Raw genomic sequence first — 21,217 nt, forward strand, 5'->3', positions numbered from 1 at the left:
CGGTCACTTACGCACTAGCGTAAATGACACTGCCACCTTTAATGGTATCAATGATCTCACGAGATAACTTCTCTGGTAAAGCTGGACATCCCCAACTACGTCCTAAGTAACCATTCTTTTTGATAAAAGAAGGGTTCGCGTAATCGGCACCATGAACCACAATATATCGTTCTCGAGCTTTGTCGTTGAGACCAGAACTCAGACCGTCTAAACGGAGTGAGTAACCGTTAGAACCGTAATAAGTCGTGTCGGTCAAAAATGTACCTAGCGACGTTTTTCGCGAGTTTACGATATTTGAAAACTGAGTCGCAGTCTGTTTTCCACTATTCACACCGTGTGATACATAAGTGTTGTAGATCAGTTTCTTTTTATCTAAATCAAAAACATAGAATCGCTTTTCAGTCGATGGTTTACTGTAGTCAATGATGGTGAGTATTGGTTTCTTTTTATCAGGCGTTTTTAAATAGGCGGTGTAAGCATCATTAAATAGCGTGAAGTCAATTACACCTTCAAGGTTTGCTTCTTTAAAAGTTTGGTCGATTTGTTTTTGAGTTCCATGACTCTCAATTTGGTTACCCGACTGTTTGGCGAAGGCCAAAGGGGAGACAGACAATAGTGTCCATATAAACAGTAAAAAATTTTTTTTCATTTTGGCTAAATAAAACTCTATGGTGTTACAAACTTATCGGTAGATTCATGTGTTCATTAAAACAACATGCACATCAATATAACTCTATTCTCAATGTTTCTTAATCTGCATTTTGCACTTAATATTAGGTTAGGGGTTAGGTTTTGACCTTATTAACTAACTTATTGAAAGTGTTTAATAATATAAAGTTCGTTGTTGTTTTCGGCAAATGTAAGCGTAAATACTATCCGATTTGAGTAATTAATAAAACTGTGTTTAACAATATTTGTGACTTTATAGATTTATAAAGCAATGTTGTATTTGTCGTCTTAGTCAGCTATCTAGGCCATAGATATTTAATTATTTGTCTGATAAATAAAGAGATTATGGCACGTAATAATTTGAAGTAACTTACGCATTGTCATGATGCTACAGTTATACTCATGGTATGTGGTTCAATTTAGCCCTCGCTCCGTTTGGGGGTATAACAAGACTAAAAAGGATTAAGTATGATCACTGCACTATACGCCAGTATTCTTGCATTACTGATGATTTGGCTAGCCGTTCAGGTCATTAAACAGCGTCGCTTAAATCAAGTTGCTTATGCAGACGGAGGGGTAGAGGCGCTTCAAATTGTGCGCAGTGCACAAAGTAATGCCACAGAATATATTCCTATTACTCTCATTTTGATGGTGCTCCTAGAACTCAATAGTGCTTACCCAACCTGGATACATCTGACTGGCATCATCTTTATCATTGGTCGAGTTATCCATGCGCGCGGGATCTTAAAAGAAGATTTGAAGAGGCGAATCAGAGGAATGCAGGTGACTTTTTTAGTGATTCTTTCGCTGGTTGCATTAAATATGATCTACCTCCCTTATGGTAAGTTATGGTAAAGCTGCTTCGTTATTTTCCGCCACCTTGGGTTCTCGTTCTTATTGGCTTAGTGCTGAATATCGGAGCCATTATCGTGACCAGCCTAATTCTCGATAGATTAAGTAAACAACATACGCTGCTAGCAGAGCAGGAATCCGATAATTTGTATTCCATTCAACTTGCGTGGAACAGTGTGGAAACATTGGAACGGAAAAGAGAAGCCTTATTGCTGCATTTGCATTTAAGCCAAAATGGAGCCGTTTCTAAAGAATTAGAGCAGTGTTGCAAGGGCACTTATCAATATGGGTAAATAATGATATTGGTGAGATAGAAATAAAAAGACTTCCAGAGTTAATGTCTAAGATAAATCAAGCTCAATCCAATTATCGAGATCGTATTGATGAGCATTACATTAATAATATTGAGATCAACGAAATAATGGCCCGACAGGATGAGAAAATCGTTTGGTATAAGAATATTGGACTGTTTTTGCAAGTGTTCGGACTCGCATTAATTCTTGCAAGAGATTTAGCGAGAAAGTCATAGAGTATATGAAATGAAAAAGTATATTGGCAATTTCTAGCTATGGCATGCGATTCCTATAACGATTTGGGTGTTGCCACGAGTTATGTAACGGATTTACAGATGAAGCTGTAAACCTTACGCTTAAGTTACGGCGTAACTCGTGTTCTGCTTTTTAAGACTCTGAGTTTTCAGTAGCTTATTTTTAACTCGCGATTTTTTTGATTATACTACAGGGCCACTAAGAAGTGAGGACGACCTCACCGCTCTACTTTTGTCGGGGACGACCCCAATCTCGTTGGGAAATATAAAATGGCTTGGGTAATACTCTTTATCGCTGGCTTATGTGAAATCGCATGGGCTGTAGGCCTTAAATATTCACAAGGTTTTACTAAACTTGCCGCGTCTAGCTTTACTGTCACTTTTATGATTTTGAGCTTTTGGTTACTGGGAATCGCGCTAAGGACGTTACCGCTGGGGGTCGCTTATGGAGTCTGGGTGGGTATTGGCGCGATCGGTACGGCAATCGTTAGTATTTATATGTTTAATGAGCCTGCAACGCTTATTAAACTACTAAGCTTGTTATTGATTGTGGCTGGCATCGCGGGCCTAAAATTGTCGGCTTAATGTCTGCTTAAATACTAGAAGGAAAAGCCAGAATAGGTTCTGGTTTTTCTGTTTTAACAGTACGAGTGGCTACGCTCTGCGTTTTACGAACGGTACTCTCATATGCTGACCAAATACGTTGATCAGTGCGCCCGCCACAATCAAGGCTCCACCAATGTAGGTCCATATTGCGGGTAGTTCACCGAAGAAAACAATGCCAATCAGAACCGAAAATACAATTTGAATATAAGAGGAAGCGGATGCTTTACCCGCTTCCTGAGTTTGCATCGCTTTGGTTAATCCTAACTGACCGATTTGAGTAAATACTCCAACCAGCACGAGCATGAAAGTAAGGTAGAGATCGGGAAGGACAAAATCGTCACCAATTAATGCAATAGAGACAGGCAGAGCAACCAATGGAAAATAGAAAATGATCACCGAACTGTCTTCGGTTTGGCTCAATTTTCTCACAATCACGTAAGCGATAGAGCTGCCGAATGCGCCTAAAATTGCGATCATGACACTAAACATGGGTAATACGTATTCTGTTTGAGCTCCTGCTTCAGGTTTTACCATTACATAAACACCAATTAAGCACAAAACGATACAGGTAAAGGTCGACGGCTGAATGCGCTCTTTGAGAAAAAAAACAGCCAATAAAGCGGTAAATACCGGATGGATGTATTGAAAGATCGTCGCCTCTGCCAAAGGTAATGTCGTCACAGAATAATACACGCACATTAATGCCATTGTTCCGACAGCGCCGCGGGCAAGCAGCAATGGTTTGTTATTACCCCAAACGGAAATCCGTTTTCGTTTCACATCTAAGAAGCTGATCACGAGCGAGACAAGCGCCCTCGCGGCAACGATTTCAAAAACCGGAATACCGTGTAGGCTTACGTACTTGACTGTTGCGGACATGAGTGCGAAGCCAAAGGCTGAAAGCACCATAAAGCGCACGCCAATGGGAACCATCGCGTTGAATGAATTCGACATTTTTCTGCTCACTTTTTGCGTTAGCTCGCACTTTAGCATATTCAACTAACAAATGACCAAGTGAATAGGCACTGGTTTTCTTATTGCTAAATCGAGTGGTCAGATTCGAGTTGGTGACGAATATGGATAAGTTGAGATACCCTATAGGGCTTAAACAGTGGGAGACATTATGTATCACGGGAAGGAGCAACAAGCACGCTTTTCTGTTTCTGAAAGAGTATCGATTGAACCACTGTCGATTAAACATGCAGCTGTATTGCTGGATGTTGTAAATACATATCGCGACAGCCTTACGGGTTATTTACCTTGGACTGATTCTGTGACCAACAGGCGGGAAGCGAATGACTACATCTTTCAACGAATTAACAACAAAGCGTTAGACTCGTACTGGTGCGCGATCTATTTTGATGAGTGTTTTAGCGGAGTGATAGGCGTGAAAGGCGTTAATTTAAATACGCGTGCCAATGAAATCGGCTACTGGTTAGCTGAAAACGGGCGAGGGCACAAGGTGATCGATCAAATCCTTGAGGTGCTAATCCCTCTTATTAAGGATAATGGTCATGCACATTCAATACAGTTCCATTGTATGGAAGAAAACGTTGCGAGTATCAAAATTGCAGAACGAGCCGGAGCTCAGTTGAAAGAATACGTCGACCATGATTTTGAGATGCTGGATCGTTCTCAAAGGCTTGGTATTTACGAGCTTTCTCTAACATAATCGATGTCATAAAAACACGCTTTGAGCTCCTGAGTTCAAATTCTACTTTCACGAGCGCTACAATAGTAACATTGTTGCACTCGTGTTAATTTGGGGCATATCAATTCAGAACTAGGCTAGGAGAAGTACCATGAGCGCAATCGCAGAGGTTGAAGTCGACCATTATTTACAGCACAGTCTTAACCAGTTAAAAATGGCGTACGCGTCTGATCCCTATCCGAGTTTAGATGAGCGTAAGCAGCGACTCGTTTTGCTGAAACAAGCCCTGATTGATAACAAGCAAGCTTTGGTCGAAGCGTTGAGTGAAGATTTCGGTTACCGCTCAGAGTTTGATACTGCAATGACCGATGTATTGCCGACCATTTCTCACATTAATTACACTCTTAAACGGTTCAAAAAGTGGTGTAAGCCGAGTAAACGCGAATCAGGTTTATTACTCGCGCCTTCCAAAGTCTCGGTTCAATATCAGCCACTTGGTGTTGTGGGTATCATTTCTCCTTGGAACTTTCCTATTATCCTAAGTCTTGCTCCTGTGGTTACTGCATTGGCAGCTGGTAACCGTGTGATGATGAAGTTGAGTGAGTTCACACCGAAAACCAATCAGGTGATCGTGCATATGTGTCGAGATTTTACTGAGCATATTCAAGTCATTGAAGGCGAAACCGATGTGGCACAAGCGTTTAGCAAGCTGCCATTTGATCACCTTTTATTTACAGGGTCAACCAACGTAGGACGAGAGGTCGCTAAAGCGGCAGCCGAAAACCTAACCCCGGTAACTCTTGAGTTGGGTGGCAAATCTCCGGTTATTATCGCTGAAGATGCCGACATGAAGAAAACGGTCGATGCTATTTTGTTTGGTAAATGCACCAACGCGGGCCAAATATGTGTTGCGCCAGATTACGCTTTTGTGCCTGAAGAACGAATGGAAGAGTTTATTACGCAGTTTCTAAAACGTTTTGAAAAGCTTTATTTGAAATCGAATAAGGATCAAAAGCTCACGCATATCATCAACCAAAAACAATATGATCGCCTAACCTCTTTGATTGAAGATGCCAAAGCGCAAGGGGCGAAGGTTCATACGGTTGCATCCTCTCCTGAGGCAGAACGTTGTTTGTATCCGCATTTAGTCACAGATACTTCGCCAACAATGCGGATAATGGAAGAAGAAATCTTCGGGCCACTGTTGCCAATTAAGCCTTACTCAAAGGTTGGTGAGGCCATTGAATACATTAATCAACATCAGCGCCCATTGGCGCTGTATGTCATGTCAGACAACGAGTCGACCATCAAATATATCGTTCGCAATACGCACAGTGGTGGCGTCGGGATTAATGACACCGTATTACACGTTGGGGCCGAGGATGCGCCTTTTGGTGGTATTGGTGAATCAGGTATTGGTCACTACCATGGTGTGGAAGGCTTTAGAACCTTTAGTCATGCCAAAACCGTGCTCCACACGCCTAAATGGCTACCAAGAACAGGGATGTTAATGCGACGCCGCGCAATGGCAATTAAAACGATCCAGAAGCTATTTCTTCGATAATATTATATTGGATAGACTAAAACCGCCGAATCCGGCGGTTTTTGTATATTTACGTTGCGATGCTTACCTTACCAAAGGCCGAGGAACTTCCACCAAGCGCCACCGACGAAGATAAAGATTGGAATGACGATAAGTGAGAAGATAAAGCCGATCTTCCACCAGTTTTGTAACGTAAGGAAGCCAGTACCAAATAAGATAGGCGCAGGCCCCGACGAATAGTGCGTTGTCGACATATACAGGTTACTGAATATACCGAGTACGATAGCGGCGAGCATTGGAGGGGCACCAGCAGAGATCGCGATGGCTAAAAATGCCGAATACATCGCACTGATATGCGCCATCGCACTTGCCATCAAGTAATGACTGTAATAGTAAACGAGCAGCAGTACGACGACGGTTGTCACCCAGCCAAAACCGGAAAGTGATTCTCCTATTGATTGACTAAACCAACCAATAAAACCGAGTTTATTCAGTTGTGCCGCCATCATTACCAATACGGCGAACCAAGTAATGGTGTGCCAGGCTTCTTTTTCACCCAGAACCGCATCCCATGTGATGGTGCGTGTCAATAGTAAAAAAACGAGCCCAAGTAACGCGGTAACGGTTGAGTGAATCCCCAATGTTGGGCCAAGAACCCAAAGAGACACCATACCGATAAAGGTGATGCAAACCATCAATTCATCGCGAGTCATTCTGCCCATATCCACCAGTTTCTGACGTGCAATTTCGCGCATCTCTGGCGTTTTCTTAAGCTCCGGTGGAAATACTGCGTACATCACTAATGGAATGAGGAACAAACATAATAATCCTGGAACAACAGCGGCCGCAGCCCAACCAGCCCAGGTAATTTCAACACCTTGTTCTTTAGCAAAATTTGCCGCGAGTGGGTTACCTGCCATGGAAGTGAGGAACATGGCACAAGTGATCGCGTTGCATTGGAAGATACATTGCACCAAAAATGCGCCAATTCGGTTTTCGGTTCCTTTTTCTGGATCGGAGTCATAAGCGCTGGCAACAGAGCGGAAGAGTGGCGAGATAATGCCGCCACAACGCGCTGTTGTACTTGGCGTGGCCGGTGCAAAGAGCAAGTCAGTTAACACTAAACCGTAGGCAAGGCCTAATGAATTGTGCCCAAGCTTGGCGATAAACCAGTAACCGACGCGTCGCCCGAAGCCGGTGGTGATAAAACCGCGAGAGATAAAAAATGCGGCGGCAATCATCCAAATAGTAGGGTGAGCAAAACCGGTGAGGGCGGTTTTTATCGGCAGCACGCCAAGTAATGTGGCCAGCGTCAATCCCATTAACGCCATGGCACCAAGTGGCAGTGGGGCGAGGATCAAACTCAATACCGTGGTGACGAAAATCGCCATCATTTGCCATGCCTGATCGGTGAGCCCTTCCGGGGCTGGGAGAAACCATAAGATACAGCCTATCGCAACCAATAGGAGCATTTTCATTTGAGAACTATTCATACATCCATCTCCAAGTTATTTTTCATCATCATAGAGTTTGGAAATGGCAAAAAACTGAGATAAATCAATTTCATCATCGTCATGCTTGTGTTCTTTATCATCTTGCATGTCATGGCAAAGTCCGTTTGAAAAACAATTAAGAAAAAACGCATTAAATTAATAAAACTCATAAAAATCACCACTGAGATCGGTGTCAAAAATCGTGTGAGAACCACCAAGTCGAAGTGGGAATTGCGGTAAGCTTGGGCCAAGCAATCTCTTGGAGTTCTATCGTGCCGTTTACCTCTTTTTCTTTTACTAAACAATTGGCCGTTTTACTCAGTGGCGTGATGTTGCTCGGAATGGTGAGCTGGTGGAGTTACAGCGCCCATCAATTGGATGACATTCTCACTCATCAAATCAGTCTGCGTGCACAAGTGCAGTCACAACAGCTATCGCAATTATCGAGTCTTGTCACGGCGGTTCAATCTGGCAGTGCTAACAAGGTGTCTGACATCATTAATGCGGTTCAAGCGGTCAGTGACGCGGACTTCATCACTGTCAGTGATCGGGCGGGTATCCGGCTTGCCCACCCAGTGGCAGAGAGAGTAGGCCTTCCTGTTGTTGGTGGTGATATTGAAAGAGCGTTGGACAGCGGCGAGTCGTACCTTTCTTACAGCGTTGGTTCATTAGGCCCTTCTGTTCGCTACATATCGCCGATTTTCTCGAACGATGGCGATGTGATCGGTATGATTAAAGTCGGCTATTTGATTGATACATTGGATCTATGGACAAGCGAGCATCTGGTTCCGTTGGTGTTGTTCGGAATGATTGCGGTCGTTATCTGTATCTGGCTTTCTTGGAAGTTTTCCCGTTATGTTCGAAAGCAAATGCAAGAGCTGGAACCTTGGCAGCTTAAGCAGGCATTAAAAACACATCGGGGCGTGCTGCAAGCGACATACGAAGGGCTAGTCGCGGTTAATTCAGCTGGTTATTTGTATCTGATTAACGACTCGGCACGTACCATGCTGGACTACAAGCAAGCGTTGGGGGAGATATTCACTGATGGCATTGATAACCCAACGAGTTTTGCGCTTGATGGTGATGATTACATTAACAGTCTGATCCGTGTTAATGGCAAAAGCTTGGTGGTGAATCGGGTCACTTTGCGAACCTCAGTAGGGGAGCCTTATGGCGCGGTGTTTAGCTTGCGAGACCAAAATGAGGTGTACGTTCTTCTAGAAAAAATCGGTCAAGTGACGCAATACATGGATAACATGCGTGTTACTCGGCATGAATACCAAAATAAACTCTCGACTATCTCAGGATTGTTACAAATGGGGGCTTACGATAAAGCATTGGCCGTCTGTTTATCCCAAGCGAAAGCCAGTCAATCTCAATTTGATTCGTTAAATACCCTCCATACGCGTCCAGCGTTGTCAGCATTAATTTTAGCAAAGGCGAGCAAAGCCAATGAACTTGGCGTGGCTTTGAGTATTGATTGCCAAAGTGATTTAAGTGCCTTAGCTCGCAGCTTGTCGGAAGATCAGTTGTGTGGGCTTATTGGCAATTTAGCGCAAAACGCATTAGAAGCAGTAAAAGGGCGAGAGAACGGGTTCGTGAGTATTCGTATTTCGGAGTCAATCAGTGAATATACCATTCAGGTTTTGAATAACGGGCCAGTGATAGAAAGCGAATTTGACGCATTGTGTGAATTGGGTTTTACCACCAAACCAAACAAGATGGAACACGGTGTTGGTATGTATCTTGTCCGATCTATTGTTGAGCAGGGTCAAGGTCATATGGAACTTGACAGCGATGAGACAGAAACAGCGTTCACGGTGTATTTTCCCAAGGAGTTAGCATGATAAAAGTTGTTATAGTGGAAGATGATCCCAATATCGCGGAGCTTCACCATCATTTCATCGAGCAAGTGGAGCAATATCAAGTGGTTGGCATTGCTGGCAGTATTCATATTGCTCAGCAGTTAGTGACGCATATTCAACCTGATTTGGTTATTGTCGATAATTATCTACCGGATGGGCAAGGTGTAGAGTTGGTTTATCAATGGCTAGAAAGCAACCAGAAACCAGAATGTATTTTGGTGACGGCGGCGAATGATGCTACAACAGTTCAAAAAGCGCATCGCTTCGGGGCGTTTGATTACTTAGTGAAGCCGGTCGACTATTCAAGGTTAACAGAATGCTTGCAGCGCTTTGCTAAGGTAAAAAGCCACATACGCAATCAAGAAAATTTTCGACAATCTCAGCTCGATGATTTATTTCATCTCGGCAAATCAGCGCAGGTCGATTTAACTGGTTTAGACCCATTTATGTTTTGTCAGGTGGTTGATCTTTTCACCCATGTTCACGTTGAGCATACTGCGGCCAATGTGTCAGAGAGTTTAGCGATCAGTAAAAGTACCGCGCGTCGTTATTTGGATAAGGCGGTTGAACAGGGCGACCTGGTGGCATTTTTAGAACATGGAAAAGTAGGGCGCCCCACGCGGGTTTACCGTAATAAACGGATGTCAGGAAGTTAGATATCTTGGGTTATTCACCAAAGAAAGGCTCCATTGAAAGAGCCTTGTCTTTGAACGTCGACAGGTATTAGGGAAGAACTTTAGTGAAGAACCTCGCTGCTGAATCTTAAATATTTACAGTTACCCATCAGTTGTTTAAATGCCTCTTTATCGAGCTTGATCAGGGTTTCGTGGTCACCCGCTTCAAGATAAACATGATCTAAATTGGCCAGCCTTTCATCACAGACTGTCGACATGTGGTAAGGGCTACCAATGGGTGGGATCGCGCCGTTCTCACAGTCGGTAAAGAGGTGATAAACCATTCTCTCTTTAACCAGATGGAAAGTGGCGTTGAACTCATCGTTTAATCTCGACAGACTTACTTTGTTGTTAGCAGGTAAGACCGCCATCATATGGTGACCTTCATGATCTTCAAGAATTACGCCCTTTGCTAAATTCATTAAAGGCACACCTGCAGCGACGCCACTTTGTAGCGAGCTATGACTGTGGCTGTGATTCACTGTTTGAAAGTGAATATTGTGTTCAGTCAGATATTGATCGAGTCGGGTTGCAATCGTCATAAAGCCTCCACGTGTATGAGACCTATAAAGAGTATAGGAGAGAACGCGCACAATGGTGTGTTTTACTTGGGTTTCACTGACGCATTTTGGCTCCTGTTCTACCCTTATTGGAAGCAGAATAATAAACAATAATCTGGGGACAATATGAGCAAGCCGATAATCGCGGACAACAAACCGGTTAGAGTAGACCTTACCGAAGGACAAGAGTATTACTTTTGCCGCTGTGGACGTTCAAAAAAACAACCATATTGTGATGGGTCTCATGCTGGAACAGGGCTCAAGCCAATGAGCTTTGTCGCAGAAAAAGATGAAGAAGCCTATCTGTGTCAGTGCAAACATACCGCCAACGCGCCATTTTGTGATGGTACGCATAAACGGTTTTCCGCCGAACAAGTCGGACAGGAAGCGCCTGAGCAAAAAAAACGAGACAAAAGTGAGAAATCTGCCATTGCGTCTTCAACCCAAGAAGAGCCCACGCTTGCGTTTATTCATCAGTTAGCACGAGAAGGATTATCAACGCTGGGCCATCACGGCCCTATGACAGCAATGGGTGTGCCGAGACATCTATTACCGCATTGGGACGCGATACAGATTATGGTGGCTCAGATGGCAACACAGCCACTAATGGAAGATGTGCCTGTCGCGACGGAGCTGATTATAGGTCCTCATGCGCGTAAGCCGCTGATACTGGATATTCCTCTGTTCGTATCAGACATGAGTTTTGGCGCGCTTTCTGAAGAAGCTAAACTCGCGTTAGCCAAAGGTGCGGAGCTGGCAGGAACAGGGATTTGTTCAGGCGAAGGCGGTATGCTTCCGGAAGAACAAGCGGCGAATTCACGATACTTTTATGAGCTGGCCAGTGCGAAATTTGGCTACGACGAAGCGAAACTTTTAAACGTGCAAGCTTTTCATTTCAAAGGTGGTCAAGGGGCAAAAACCGGAACGGGAGGTCACCTTCCAGCAAGCAAAAACGTTGGTAAAATTTCTAAGGTGAGAGGGATTCCTGAAGGTGATCCCGCGATTTCTCCGCCGACATTTGATGATCTTCACACTGCCCATGACTTTAGAGAGTTTGCAAATAGGGTGCGTGAGATCACAGGAGGCATCCCTATCGGCTTTAAGCTCAGTGCCAACCATATTGAGCAGGACATCCAATTCGCACTGGATGCAAGTGCGGACTACATTATTCTCGATGGTCGTGGTGGCGGTACGGGCGCTGCGCCTGCAATGTTTCGTGACCATATTAGTGTACCAACCATTCCCGCGTTGGCACGCGCGAGAAGATACCTTGATCAAAAAGGCATGAGTGACAACGTCACGTTAATTGTCACCGGAGGCTTACGTGTGCCGATGGATTTTGTCAAAGCGCTGGCGCTTGGCGCGGATGGCGTAGCCATTGCTAATAGTGCTATGCAGTCCATCGGTTGTGTCGCGGCGCGGATCTGTAATACCAATAATTGTCCGGCGGGCATCGCGACCCAAAAAGCCGATTTAAGACAGCGGCTTGATATCGATAAATCTTCCCTTCAGTTAAAAAACTTTTTTGAATCGTCCGTAGAGCTCATGCAAGTCATGGCGAGAGCGTGTGGTCATCACTCTTTGAGCGAATTTACTATTCATGATTTAGCTACTTGGGATCACGATATGGCGCGACTGGCTGGGATTCCGTATTCAGGTTTAGATTCACATTAATCTTTCTGTCTATCCACTGAATATAGGTCCATGTTTGATAAGCAATATTTATTTTGTGAGATATAAAAAATTTGACTTGGCGTTAACTCAAAGCTGTGTGTTTGAACTACGCTGGTTGAGGTGGATATTCGATTTATTGAATAACAATGAGTGGTTACCACAATCACAACACGAAGGAGCATTATATGAGCGACAAAAACGGCGGTTCAGTAGGTAAATGTCCCGTTATGCACGGAGGACAGACATCTACAGACAAGTCGGTGATGGATTGGTGGCCGAATGCCTTAAACTTAGATATTTTGCATCAACATGACTCTAAGACAAATCCATTTGGTTCGGACTTCAATTACCAAGAAGAGCTGAAAAAACTGGATGTCGATGCACTTAAACAAGATTTAAAAGAGTTGATGACCGATAGCCAAGATTGGTGGCCTGCCGATTGGGGTCACTATGGCGGCTTGATGATTCGAATGGCTTGGCACGCGGCTGGCAGTTATCGCATCGCTGACGGACGCGGTGGCGCCGCGACGGGTAACCAACGTTTTGCTCCTTTAAACTCATGGCCGGATAACGCGAACCTCGATAAAGCGCGTCGACTTTTGTGGCCAATCAAGAAAAAATACGGCAATAAATTAAGCTGGGCCGACCTGATTGTTCTCGCGGGTAACATGGCGTATGAATCTATGGGCTTTAAAACCTTTGGTTTTGGCTTTGGACGGGAAGACATTTGGCATCCAGAGAAAGACACGTACTGGGGGTCGGAGCAAGAATGGCTTGCGACAAGTGATGCTGATAATAGCCGCTACTCAGGTGAGCGTGACTTAGAAAACCCATTAGCCGCAGTGATGATGGGTTTAATTTATGTGAATCCAGAAGGCGTTGATGGTAACCCTGATCCACTAAAAACGGCTCAAGATATGCGCGTCACGTTCGCTCGAATGGCCATGAACGACGAAGAGACGGCGGCTCTGACTGCCGGTGGTCACACGGTGGGTAAGTGTCACGGCAATGGTGATGCCGAAAACCTTGGTCCAGAGCCTGAAGCCGCCGACGTTCATGAGCAAGGCCTAGGCTGGATCAATCATAAAACGCGCGGCGTTGGCCGTGACACGGTCACGAGTGGTATCGAAGGGGCTTGGACCACAAATCCTACACAGTGGGATTATGGTTACTTCAAGCTGCTATTCAAGTACGACTGGGAATCGAAGAAAAGCCCAGCGGGTGCTTGGCAGTGGGAACCGATCAACATTGACGAAGAAGATAAGCCAGTGGATGTTGAAGATCGTTCTAAACGTTGTAACCCGATCATGACTGACGCCGACATGGCGTTAAAAATGGATCCTGAATATCGTAAGATTGTGGAAAAGTTCCAAAACGATCCAGCCTACTTTGATGATGTGTTTGCCCGTGCTTGGTTCAAGTTGACGCACCGTGACTTAGGGCCAAAATCTTGCTACTTCGGTCCAGATGTACCAAGCGAAGATCTGATTTGGCAAGATCCAACCCCAGCGGGGAAAACAGATTATGACGTTGATTTAGTAAAAACAAAAATCGAAGCAAGCGCCCTTTCTATTGCTGACTTAGTTAGCACGGCTTGGGATAGTGCCCGTACTTATCGTGGTTCCGATCGACGAGGTGGAGCAAATGGCGCACGAATTCGTCTAGCGCCGCAGAAAGGTTGGCAAGGTAACGGGCCTGAACGTCTCACGAGAGTACTCAGTGTGTTAGAAAAGGTTGCCGAGGAAGAGGGGTGCAGCGTTGCAGATGCTATCGTTCTTGCTGGTAATGTTGGTATTGAGTTGGCTGCTCGCGCTGGGGGACATGATGTCTCAGTCCCTTTCGCTCCGGGTCGAGGTGATGCCTCGCAAGAGATGACGGATGTGGAATCGTTCGAGGTGCTTGAACCTGTTGCAGACGGTTTCCGAAATTGGTTGAAGAAAGACTACGCAGTGAAGCCAGAAGAGTTATTGTTGGATCGTGCGCAGCTAATGGGGCTGACTGCACCAGAAATGACGGCTCTCATTGGTGGTATGCGTGTACTCGGTAGCAACTACGGTGGCAGTCATGACGGTGTGTTTACTGACCGTGTCGGTACACTGTCGAACGACTTCTTCGTGAATCTGACTAGCATGGCTTATACATGGAACCCAGTCAGTGCGAACCAGTATGAAATTCGAGACCGTAAGTCAGGCTCAGTGAGATGGACTGCGACAAGGGTAGATCTTGTGTTCGGCTCCAACTCTATTCTACGTTCGTATGCAGAAGTCTATGCGCAAGATGATAACCAGGAAAAATTCATCAATGACTTCATCGCCGCATGGACAAAAGTAATGAATTCGGATCGCTTTGACTTGTAAGTCATTTACTTAATCATGACGCGTTAACGAAACCATAAGCAACGAAGGCGGGCATCATGCTCGCCTTTTTCTCATTCGAAAACATGTGGCGGAGGTTGATGTTTGATTGAAAATGCGGAAAAGCGGCTCCCAAAAGTCTTGATCCAGAGGGTTATCGTGATAGTAAGCTCTATCGTGTTATATACAAAAGAGGTGCGCAGCATTAACCCTGTCGGTGTAAGTGGTTTGAAGTGGCGTTAAATCAAAGAAGAAAAAGAGCAAGACATTTACACTTTGAGCGAACCGTTAAAGCCAAAGAAGTTATGACTGAGAATACTATTCAAGAGAAGATTGCTCGCTTTACCTGTATAGAAGAAGCGTTAGATTATTTCGAGATCGAGTTCGACAGTCGATTTATTGAGAGTAACCGAACCGAACTGGTCAAACGATTTAATGGCTACTTAATCCTTGCGAAGCCGGATGATTGGTTTTCTGGTCGCCGCGCACTTAAGAATGCGTATTGCAAAGTTCAACGCAGCTTGCTGAGTAAAACGACGCGTTCAGCGTGTCGTGGTTGTACTTCTTGCCAAAGGCGATAGAACCCGAAAAAATAGAAACCAAAAGAACCCTGCACATTAAACTATTCGAGTAACAGAGCAGGGTTATTGTTTGAAACGACCGTTTCTAACCCGCTTGGTATTTAGGGTAATCCACGAGACCTTTTTCATCACCGCCAAATAAAGTCGCAGGGTCATGTTCTGCTAGAGGATAGTCGTGTTTAATGCGAGTGGGTAAGTCGGGGTTTGAAACAAACGGACGACCAAAACCAACCATGTCAGCTAAACCACTTACGATAGCCTGCTGCGCTTTTTCTGCATGGTAGCGACCGGCATAAATCAGCGTCCCTTGGTATGCCTCACGAATTGCGGTTTTGAATGCTTGCGGCGTGTCAGGAGCGTCATCCCAATCTACCTCTGCAATGTGAATGTAGACCACATTGAGTTTATTAAGCAGCGCAGCCGCAGCGGTGTAGGTTTCTACAGGTGTTTTGTCTACCGTCCCGTTCAAAGAGGTAAACGGCGCAAGGCGAACGCCTACTCGTTCTGCACCAATGACTTGAGACATGGCTTCAACCACTTCACCAAGAAAGCGTAGACGGTTTTCAATCGAGCCGCCGTACTCATCAGTACGGCTGTTCGCTTCAGAATCGATAAACTGGTTTATAAGGTAGCCATTTGCGGCATGTAACTCAATACCGTCGAATCCTGCTTCCATTGCGTTTAATGCCGCTTGGCGATACTCTTCAATGACATTGTTGATATCTTCTTTGGTCACTTCACGAGGCTCGACAACATCCACAAAGCCCGGTTCATCCGTTCCGTTGTCGATAAATACTTTGACGTTTTCCGCTTTTATCGCAGAAGAAGAAACAGGTTGCGCACCGCCAATATTATCTGGGTGAGTGACGCGGCCTACATGCCATAATTGCGCGAAGATAGTGCCCCCTTTGTCGTGCACAGCATTGGTGACCTTTTGCCATCCTGCGATTTGCTCTTGACTGTAAATGCCAGGAGTCCACGCATAGCCTTGGCCCATTGGCGAAATTTGCGTGCCCTCAGCAACAATTAACCCTGCTTCTGCGCGTTGTGCGTAATAAGTTGCCATCGTTTCGTTCGCGACATTACCGGGTTGAGAAGCACGAGCGCGCGTCATTGGTGGCATAACGATGCGGTTTTTTAATGATAACGAACCAAGTTGAATCGGTTGAAATAATGCGTCTGTCATAGGGAAATCTCGTTATTGTTTGGTTTGAATGAATTCGATTGGGGGCTGTCTGGATCGTTGAGGAATGCAAAGTGCATCTCGCCGCCTTTGGCTGGGTTCGGCGTACGGGTCATTGAGTGGAGCAACTTCATCATTCGTCTTTCCATTACGTTGCGTAATTATTGTGTAGACAATACCGCCACTAGCTTGAAACTTTAAATTATCGTTATTTATAAAAATGATTATTTTTTATTATGGATAAGATGTTTAATTACTCAGGCGATGCAAACAAAGATTACTAGTCGTTTCTTTAAGAATAATTGGCATATGCTAAATAGTCTTTTTTAAAACGCGAGTTGCTGCCATGTCCTTAAATAGCTACGTTCATACTACCCATGAGTCTCATCACCAATGCGCAGTTTGTTCTTCAATTGATGCCAACCCAAACTCTTTGGCAGTAAACTACCGATGTTTGCATGATGGCTCTGTTACTGGAGAGTTTCATGTTTTACAGCATCATCAAGGTTATACAGGACTGCTGCATGGTGGTATTGCCAGCTCCTTGCTCGATGGTGCGATGACGCATTGTTTATTGTTTAAAGATATTCAAGCCCTTACGGCACAACTAGACGTTCGCTTTCATGCCTCTATTGCGTTAGGTGAACAGGTTAATATTACTGCTTATTGTGAACGAGAAAGACGAGGTATTTATCTGCTAGTCGCTCAGTTGATTGTCAAAGACAAAGTAAGAGTGAGCGCGAAAGGTAAGTTTATTTGCCCAAATAAAAATTGAAGCGGTGAGGCTCTAACGTGTGCAGGTTGTTTCTTTTACTAGCCCAAGTAAAGGTCGTTTAGAGCGGTTCTCTGACGAAACCTTACGCTATACGCCAGAAAAGAAATTTAAAAGCAATGATAGTTTTAGCTATACCATCGACGATGGTCAAAGTAGCTAAAACTCTTTTTTCCTCACCAAGAGTTAAACTGCACAAGATCACCCGCATAAAACATTCCATATTTAACTCATTGTATTCGTTGGTAACTTGTTTATTTTATTCAGGAGGGTGAACAGTCTATTGTTGATTTGATATGCCGTTTTTCTTGTAATAATCCACTAACTGTCTGAATACGTTTAGTTACTTGGTGGTTGAATTGGATGTGTAAAGGCTGTGACACTATACACACAGGGTGTTACACACATAACATCAAAGCCTAACCTAAATTAACGGTAATATTTCTGTTTCATTCTAAGTGCGACGTTAACTAACGCGATCAAGACAGGCACTTCAATGAGTGGACCAATAACACCAGCAAATGCTTGATCCGAATTTAAACCAAATACGGCAATAGAAACCGCTATCGCTAACTCAAAGTTATTTCCTGTCGCGGTGAACGCGATGGAAGCGTTCTTGTCATAAGGGATTCCCATTTTCTTACCGATAAAGAAGCTGGTAAAAAACATCAGCACAAAGTAGATCGCCAGTGGGGTAGCCACGCGGAAAACATCCATCGGCAATTCTAAGATCATCTCGCCTTTTAAGCTGAACATCAGCACGATGGTTGCAAGCAGTGCAATTAAAGTGATAGGGGAAATACGAGGAATGAATACCTCGTTGTACCATTGTTCGCCCTTTGCAGAGACAAGCCATTTACGACTCAGGAACCCTGCAAGAAAGGGAATCCCCAGATAAATGAAGACGCTTTCAGCAATGTCACCCATTGAGATATCAACCGCGAAGCCTTCGTAACCAAACAAGGGAGGTAGAATGGTAATAAATAGCCACGCCATTACGCTGTAAGTGAAAATCTGGAATGCGCTGTTTAACGCGACTAAAGCTGCGCCATATTCTTTATTGCCTCCGCCAATGTCATTCCAAACCAGAACCATCGCAATACAACGTGCAAGGCCAATCAGAATAATGCCGACCATATACCCCGGATGATCCCCAAGAAAAGTCAAAGCCAGAGTGAACATCAAAATAGGACCAACGATCCAGTTCATGACCAGAGACAGTGTGATGGCTTTTTTATCTCTTGTGACTGTTCCCAATAAGCCATAATTTACCTTGGCGAGAGGAGGGTACATCATCAATATCAAGCCAATTGCGAGTGGCAGGTTGGTGCTACCGACCGACATGGCGTCGTTCCATTCTGCGACTTGTGGGTAGATTGCGCCAATACCCACACCAATAGCCATAGCGACAAAAATCCAAACCGTTAGATAACGGTCAAGAACGCTCATTTTATCGCTAGCATTATTTAAAACTTCTGTCGTCATCGTGACCTCTATTCGTTTATCGTCGAAAGGCGATAGTTAAAGTTGTAGTTTATATTGATGCGAGTTACAAGCATGCAAAGTCAGTTAGCTAAATAAGTGAGAAAACTGGGCGTTAAATTCGTTGACTTTTTCGCGCTGAATTCGGTAACACACCTTAGGCGGATTGGGCTCTGCGCTGATAAAGCCTGCTTGTTTCAAAATTCGTAAGTGCTCTGACACGGTAGATTGAGCCAAGCCGAGTTCAGACACTAAATCACTGTTTAAGCACCCATCCATGGTATCGAGAGTATGGAGAATATGCAGAATACGTAACCGAGCTGGGTGTGATAAGGCTTTAGCTTGAGCGGCTACTAATTGCTCTTTGTCGAGTTGTTGTTGTGTCGCTTCAAAAGCAATTTGGCAAGTTTCGCTGCATTTTGCGCTCATGTGCAGACCTTTATAGTTTATCGTCGAATTACGATTGATTGTACGTGCGCGCTGTTAATGATGCAACTTTCGAGTAAACAAACTGGATAATCAGACGAAATAAAAAAAGCAGAACTTAAAGATACAACGAGTTGGGGGTGTGGTATCAGGAGCTAAGTTCTGCTTAAGATTGGTTAGGACCAATGGACATTTCGTTGAAATGAACCGGATCATTACTTCTCATTTGTTATTTGATGAGAAAGGCGTTTTGGGAAGCTTTTGCTTTATCCATTCAACTTCCTCTTTTTGTACTGACCCATTGATTATGAGCAGAAAAGGGGAGCAGAAAAAGAGAGTGGTTTTCTTTTTTTTGTTCCTGATAAAGGGTAAAAGCTGAGGTTGGACTGCATAATTGGCGGATAAGAGGCAAAAAGGGGAACAAGTGAGTTGGAAGTTTTTCTTATTTTATTACAGTGAAGTTAAGTAGTATGTCGATACTTAAATAACGGCCCCAAGTTAAGGAGCGTCAGGTGTCTGATCTCAACTTGTTTCGCTATTATCAACGCCTGCTCCCGTTTGGTGTTGGTGACGAAACGAAAACCACGTTACAAGAAATCGCGGATTTATTGTTTACGTCTCCTCGTCATGCGCGCAGTTTGCTATCGCAAATGCAGCACAAGGCGTGGTTGAATTGGCACCCTAAAGCAGGTAGAAATCAACGCTCAACGTTAATACTTAATATTGACATTCACGCATTAAAGGAAAGTCTGGCGCTTGAGCGTATTCAACTAGGTAAGTATGAAAAGGCACTCTCCATCTTAGAGGAAGACGAAGTTGCATTTGGACGTTTGTTGAAAACGACTTCTGGTGCCTCCGTTCAGGAAGGTCAGCTTAATATTCAATTAACCTACAAGCGAATGTTTGAGCGCATTGTTCCACATCAATTGCAGCGAAGCAGCGAGCGTTTTTTGCTGCGGCAAATCTATTGTTGTTTGGTTTGTAGTGATTACAACGGGCATATACAACCTGAGCTGGCACATCATTGGCGTTATGACGAACATACATACGAGTGGACATTTTACCTTCGTCCGAGATTGACCTTTCATAATGGCAACCCAATTGACGCAGAAACGGTGGTGGGCTTGTTTGCTAAACTGAGTTCTCTTGAGTATTACAAAAAAGAACTCGCTCACGTTGTCAATATCACAACGCCTAATCCGCTGAAAGTCGTTTTCAAACTTAATCGACCTGATTTAGGTTTTGCAGGGCTGATCTCCGGTGTTAAGTATGGCATTCAGCCAGTCAGCCAAGTGAATGTAGCAAACAACAAACTGGTGATTGGTAGTGGTCCATTCTCTGTTGTCGAACACAATGAAAGTCGCTTGAAACTGCAAGCCTTTGACGGATATTACGCGTGCCGAGTGTTAACCGACTTGGTGACCATCTGGATCGTCAATGATGAGAAAATGGAAAATCCGTCACTAGCGGCGAACACATGGCAACCGCAGCCAGCACCTGTGGATGATATGTGCAGTCACTATATGTCGACTCCAGCTAGGGCAGCGAGTCCGGCGAGTAAACGCAGTCGGGTTGAAGACGGATGTTTGTTCGCCTTGTTTAACCATCACGCTAAACATAAGTTATCGCCGGCGCAACGTCGTTACATCAGTGAGTTAATCCAGCCTGAGCTGTTGGCTGAAGTGATGCGTAGGGAAAATATTGTGTTTGGCAGTATACCTGCTTATAACTTGCTCCCAACCTGGAAACCTGTACTTCGTCCGTTTGGTGAGTCATTAAAATTAAAACTACCCAAACACATCACTATTGCGGGCTATAACTATACCGCTTTGCGTCGATGCGCACGTGCCATCGCTACTCAGCTAAAAGGGGTGGGTTGTAAAGTCGATATAGTGATGTATTCCTACCGAGAACTAAGCGAAAAAGCCAAGAATGGTACGCTCGATGAAACGTTGGTTGTCACGAATATAAATTTGGATGATAACCGTCACCCTTCAGCATTTACTAACTTTTTCAGTAATGCGGTTTTGTACCATACATTGGGCGAACAAAACGCTCAGTGGTTAGATGGACAGCTGGAAAAAGTACGAGCTTTGACGCCACTAGAAGGTTACTTAAATGCGTTAGAGCCGATTGCATCGACTTTGATCAGTGAATACTGGATCGCACCGATGTTTCATCACACTCAAACTTTACGTTTTCAAGGTGTACTGGAGGATGTCGCTCTCACGAACTGGGGGTGGCCAGATATACGTTCGGTCTGGTCGGCAGATTAAAAACTCGTC

At 44.4% G+C, this 21,217-nt stretch carries 20 protein-coding genes and 1 pseudogene; 13 read left to right on the top strand and 8 right to left on the bottom strand.

Annotated elements, in window-relative coordinates; genetic code table 11:
* Positions 1–7: 7 nt before the first annotated feature.
* On the bottom strand, positions 8–649 hold the full coding sequence (locus tag AC3D28_RS19620; protein WP_488536418.1) for a murein L,D-transpeptidase catalytic domain family protein: 642 nt from the start codon (positions 647–649) through the stop codon (positions 8–10).
* A gap of 488 nt (positions 650–1,137) precedes the next feature.
* Between AC3D28_RS19620 and AC3D28_RS19625 the strand changes: the two genes are divergently transcribed.
* The 3 genes and pseudogenes from AC3D28_RS19625 (at position 1,138) to AC3D28_RS19635 (ending at position 2,653) form a co-directional block, all read left to right on the top strand.
* The gene (locus AC3D28_RS19625; protein WP_098413877.1) at positions 1,138–1,524 is read left to right on the top strand and encodes an MAPEG family protein; all 387 of its coding nucleotides are present in this window, start codon (positions 1,138–1,140) and stop codon (positions 1,522–1,524) included.
* Positions 1,518–2,050: pseudogene (locus AC3D28_RS19630) on the top strand (DNA mismatch repair protein). Before AC3D28_RS19625 ends, AC3D28_RS19630 begins: the two are co-directional and overlap by 7 nt.
* A 288-nt stretch (positions 2,051–2,338) precedes the next feature.
* Positions 2,339–2,653 (top strand): DMT family transporter, encoded by a 315-nt coding sequence (locus AC3D28_RS19635; protein ID WP_488536419.1) that lies wholly within the window; start codon positions 2,339–2,341, stop codon positions 2,651–2,653.
* A gap of 69 nt (positions 2,654–2,722) precedes the next feature.
* Here AC3D28_RS19635 and AC3D28_RS19640 read toward each other — a convergent pair whose 3' ends face one another.
* The gene (locus tag AC3D28_RS19640) at positions 2,723–3,628 is read right to left on the bottom strand and encodes a DMT family transporter (RefSeq protein WP_488536420.1); all 906 of its coding nucleotides are present in this window, start codon (positions 3,626–3,628) and stop codon (positions 2,723–2,725) included.
* 169 nt (positions 3,629–3,797) lie between these two features.
* Between AC3D28_RS19640 and AC3D28_RS19645 the strand changes: the two genes are divergently transcribed.
* Positions 3,798–4,346 (top strand): GNAT family N-acetyltransferase, encoded by a 549-nt coding sequence (locus tag AC3D28_RS19645; protein ID WP_488536421.1) that lies wholly within the window; start codon positions 3,798–3,800, stop codon positions 4,344–4,346.
* A 130-nt stretch (positions 4,347–4,476) separates the two neighbouring features.
* On the top strand, positions 4,477–5,889 hold the full coding sequence (locus AC3D28_RS19650) for a coniferyl aldehyde dehydrogenase (protein ID WP_488536422.1): 1,413 nt from the start codon (positions 4,477–4,479) through the stop codon (positions 5,887–5,889).
* Between the two features lie 68 nt (positions 5,890–5,957).
* On the opposite strand, the gene AC3D28_RS19655 is transcribed toward AC3D28_RS19650, so the two are convergent.
* The gene (locus AC3D28_RS19655) at positions 5,958–7,361 is read right to left on the bottom strand and encodes a DASS family sodium-coupled anion symporter (protein ID WP_488536423.1); all 1,404 of its coding nucleotides are present in this window, start codon (positions 7,359–7,361) and stop codon (positions 5,958–5,960) included.
* Between the two features lie 272 nt (positions 7,362–7,633).
* On the opposite strand from AC3D28_RS19655, the gene AC3D28_RS19660 reads away from it, so the two are divergent.
* On the top strand, positions 7,634–9,208 hold the full coding sequence (locus AC3D28_RS19660) for an ATP-binding protein (protein WP_488536424.1): 1,575 nt from the start codon (positions 7,634–7,636) through the stop codon (positions 9,206–9,208).
* The gene (locus AC3D28_RS19665; protein WP_488536425.1) at positions 9,205–9,882 is read left to right on the top strand and encodes a response regulator; all 678 of its coding nucleotides are present in this window, start codon (positions 9,205–9,207) and stop codon (positions 9,880–9,882) included. The genes AC3D28_RS19660 and AC3D28_RS19665 overlap by 4 nt, the downstream gene beginning before the upstream one ends.
* Positions 9,883–9,962: 80 nt before the next feature.
* On the opposite strand, the gene AC3D28_RS19670 is transcribed toward AC3D28_RS19665, so the two are convergent.
* Positions 9,963–10,442, bottom strand: coding sequence for an aminoacyl-tRNA deacylase (locus AC3D28_RS19670; protein ID WP_098413884.1), 480 nt, complete (start codon positions 10,440–10,442; stop codon positions 9,963–9,965).
* A 144-nt stretch (positions 10,443–10,586) separates the two neighbouring features.
* Here AC3D28_RS19670 and AC3D28_RS19675 point away from each other — a divergent pair, with 144 nt between their 5' ends.
* From AC3D28_RS19675 to AC3D28_RS19685, 3 genes are all read left to right on the top strand, one after another.
* Positions 10,587–12,134 (top strand): glutamate synthase-related protein, encoded by a 1,548-nt coding sequence (locus AC3D28_RS19675; RefSeq protein ID WP_488536426.1) that lies wholly within the window; start codon positions 10,587–10,589, stop codon positions 12,132–12,134.
* A gap of 185 nt (positions 12,135–12,319) precedes the next feature.
* Complete coding sequence (gene katG / locus AC3D28_RS19680) at positions 12,320–14,491, top strand: catalase/peroxidase HPI (RefSeq protein WP_488536427.1); 2,172 nt, start codon at positions 12,320–12,322, stop codon at positions 14,489–14,491.
* 302 nt (positions 14,492–14,793) lie between these two features.
* On the top strand, positions 14,794–15,069 hold the full coding sequence (locus AC3D28_RS19685) for a nitrogenase-stabilizing/protective protein NifW (RefSeq protein ID WP_098413887.1): 276 nt from the start codon (positions 14,794–14,796) through the stop codon (positions 15,067–15,069).
* Between the two features lie 85 nt (positions 15,070–15,154).
* On the opposite strand, the gene AC3D28_RS19690 is transcribed toward AC3D28_RS19685, so the two are convergent.
* Positions 15,155–16,255: an alkene reductase gene (locus AC3D28_RS19690; RefSeq protein WP_488536428.1), complete on the bottom strand. Its 1,101-nt coding sequence runs from the start codon at positions 16,253–16,255 to the stop codon at positions 15,155–15,157.
* Complete coding sequence (locus tag AC3D28_RS19695) at positions 16,252–16,389, bottom strand: hypothetical protein (protein WP_488536429.1); 138 nt, start codon at positions 16,387–16,389, stop codon at positions 16,252–16,254. Before AC3D28_RS19695 ends, AC3D28_RS19690 begins: the two co-directional genes overlap by 4 nt.
* Before the next feature lie 209 nt (positions 16,390–16,598).
* On the opposite strand from AC3D28_RS19695, the gene AC3D28_RS19700 reads away from it, so the two are divergent.
* Both AC3D28_RS19700 and AC3D28_RS19705 read left to right on the top strand, forming a co-directional pair.
* Positions 16,599–17,027, top strand: coding sequence for a PaaI family thioesterase (locus AC3D28_RS19700; protein WP_488536430.1), 429 nt, complete (start codon positions 16,599–16,601; stop codon positions 17,025–17,027).
* A 19-nt stretch (positions 17,028–17,046) separates the two neighbouring features.
* Positions 17,047–17,187 (top strand): Ig-like domain-containing protein, encoded by a 141-nt coding sequence (locus AC3D28_RS19705; RefSeq protein WP_488536431.1) that lies wholly within the window; start codon positions 17,047–17,049, stop codon positions 17,185–17,187.
* 266 nt (positions 17,188–17,453) lie between these two features.
* Here AC3D28_RS19705 and arsB read toward each other — a convergent pair whose 3' ends face one another.
* Both arsB and AC3D28_RS19715 read right to left on the bottom strand, forming a co-directional pair.
* On the bottom strand, positions 17,454–18,509 hold the full coding sequence (gene arsB / locus AC3D28_RS19710) for an ACR3 family arsenite efflux transporter (RefSeq protein ID WP_488536432.1): 1,056 nt from the start codon (positions 18,507–18,509) through the stop codon (positions 17,454–17,456).
* Between the two features lie 84 nt (positions 18,510–18,593).
* Positions 18,594–18,935 (bottom strand): ArsR/SmtB family transcription factor, encoded by a 342-nt coding sequence (locus AC3D28_RS19715; RefSeq protein WP_098413890.1) that lies wholly within the window; start codon positions 18,933–18,935, stop codon positions 18,594–18,596.
* 509 nt (positions 18,936–19,444) lie between these two features.
* Between AC3D28_RS19715 and AC3D28_RS19720 the strand changes: the two genes are divergently transcribed.
* Positions 19,445–21,208 (top strand): SgrR family transcriptional regulator, encoded by a 1,764-nt coding sequence (locus tag AC3D28_RS19720; RefSeq protein WP_488536433.1) that lies wholly within the window; start codon positions 19,445–19,447, stop codon positions 21,206–21,208.
* Positions 21,209–21,217: the final 9 nt, after the last annotated feature.

Source organism: Vibrio sp. TAP-3B (genome assembly GCF_057784735.1).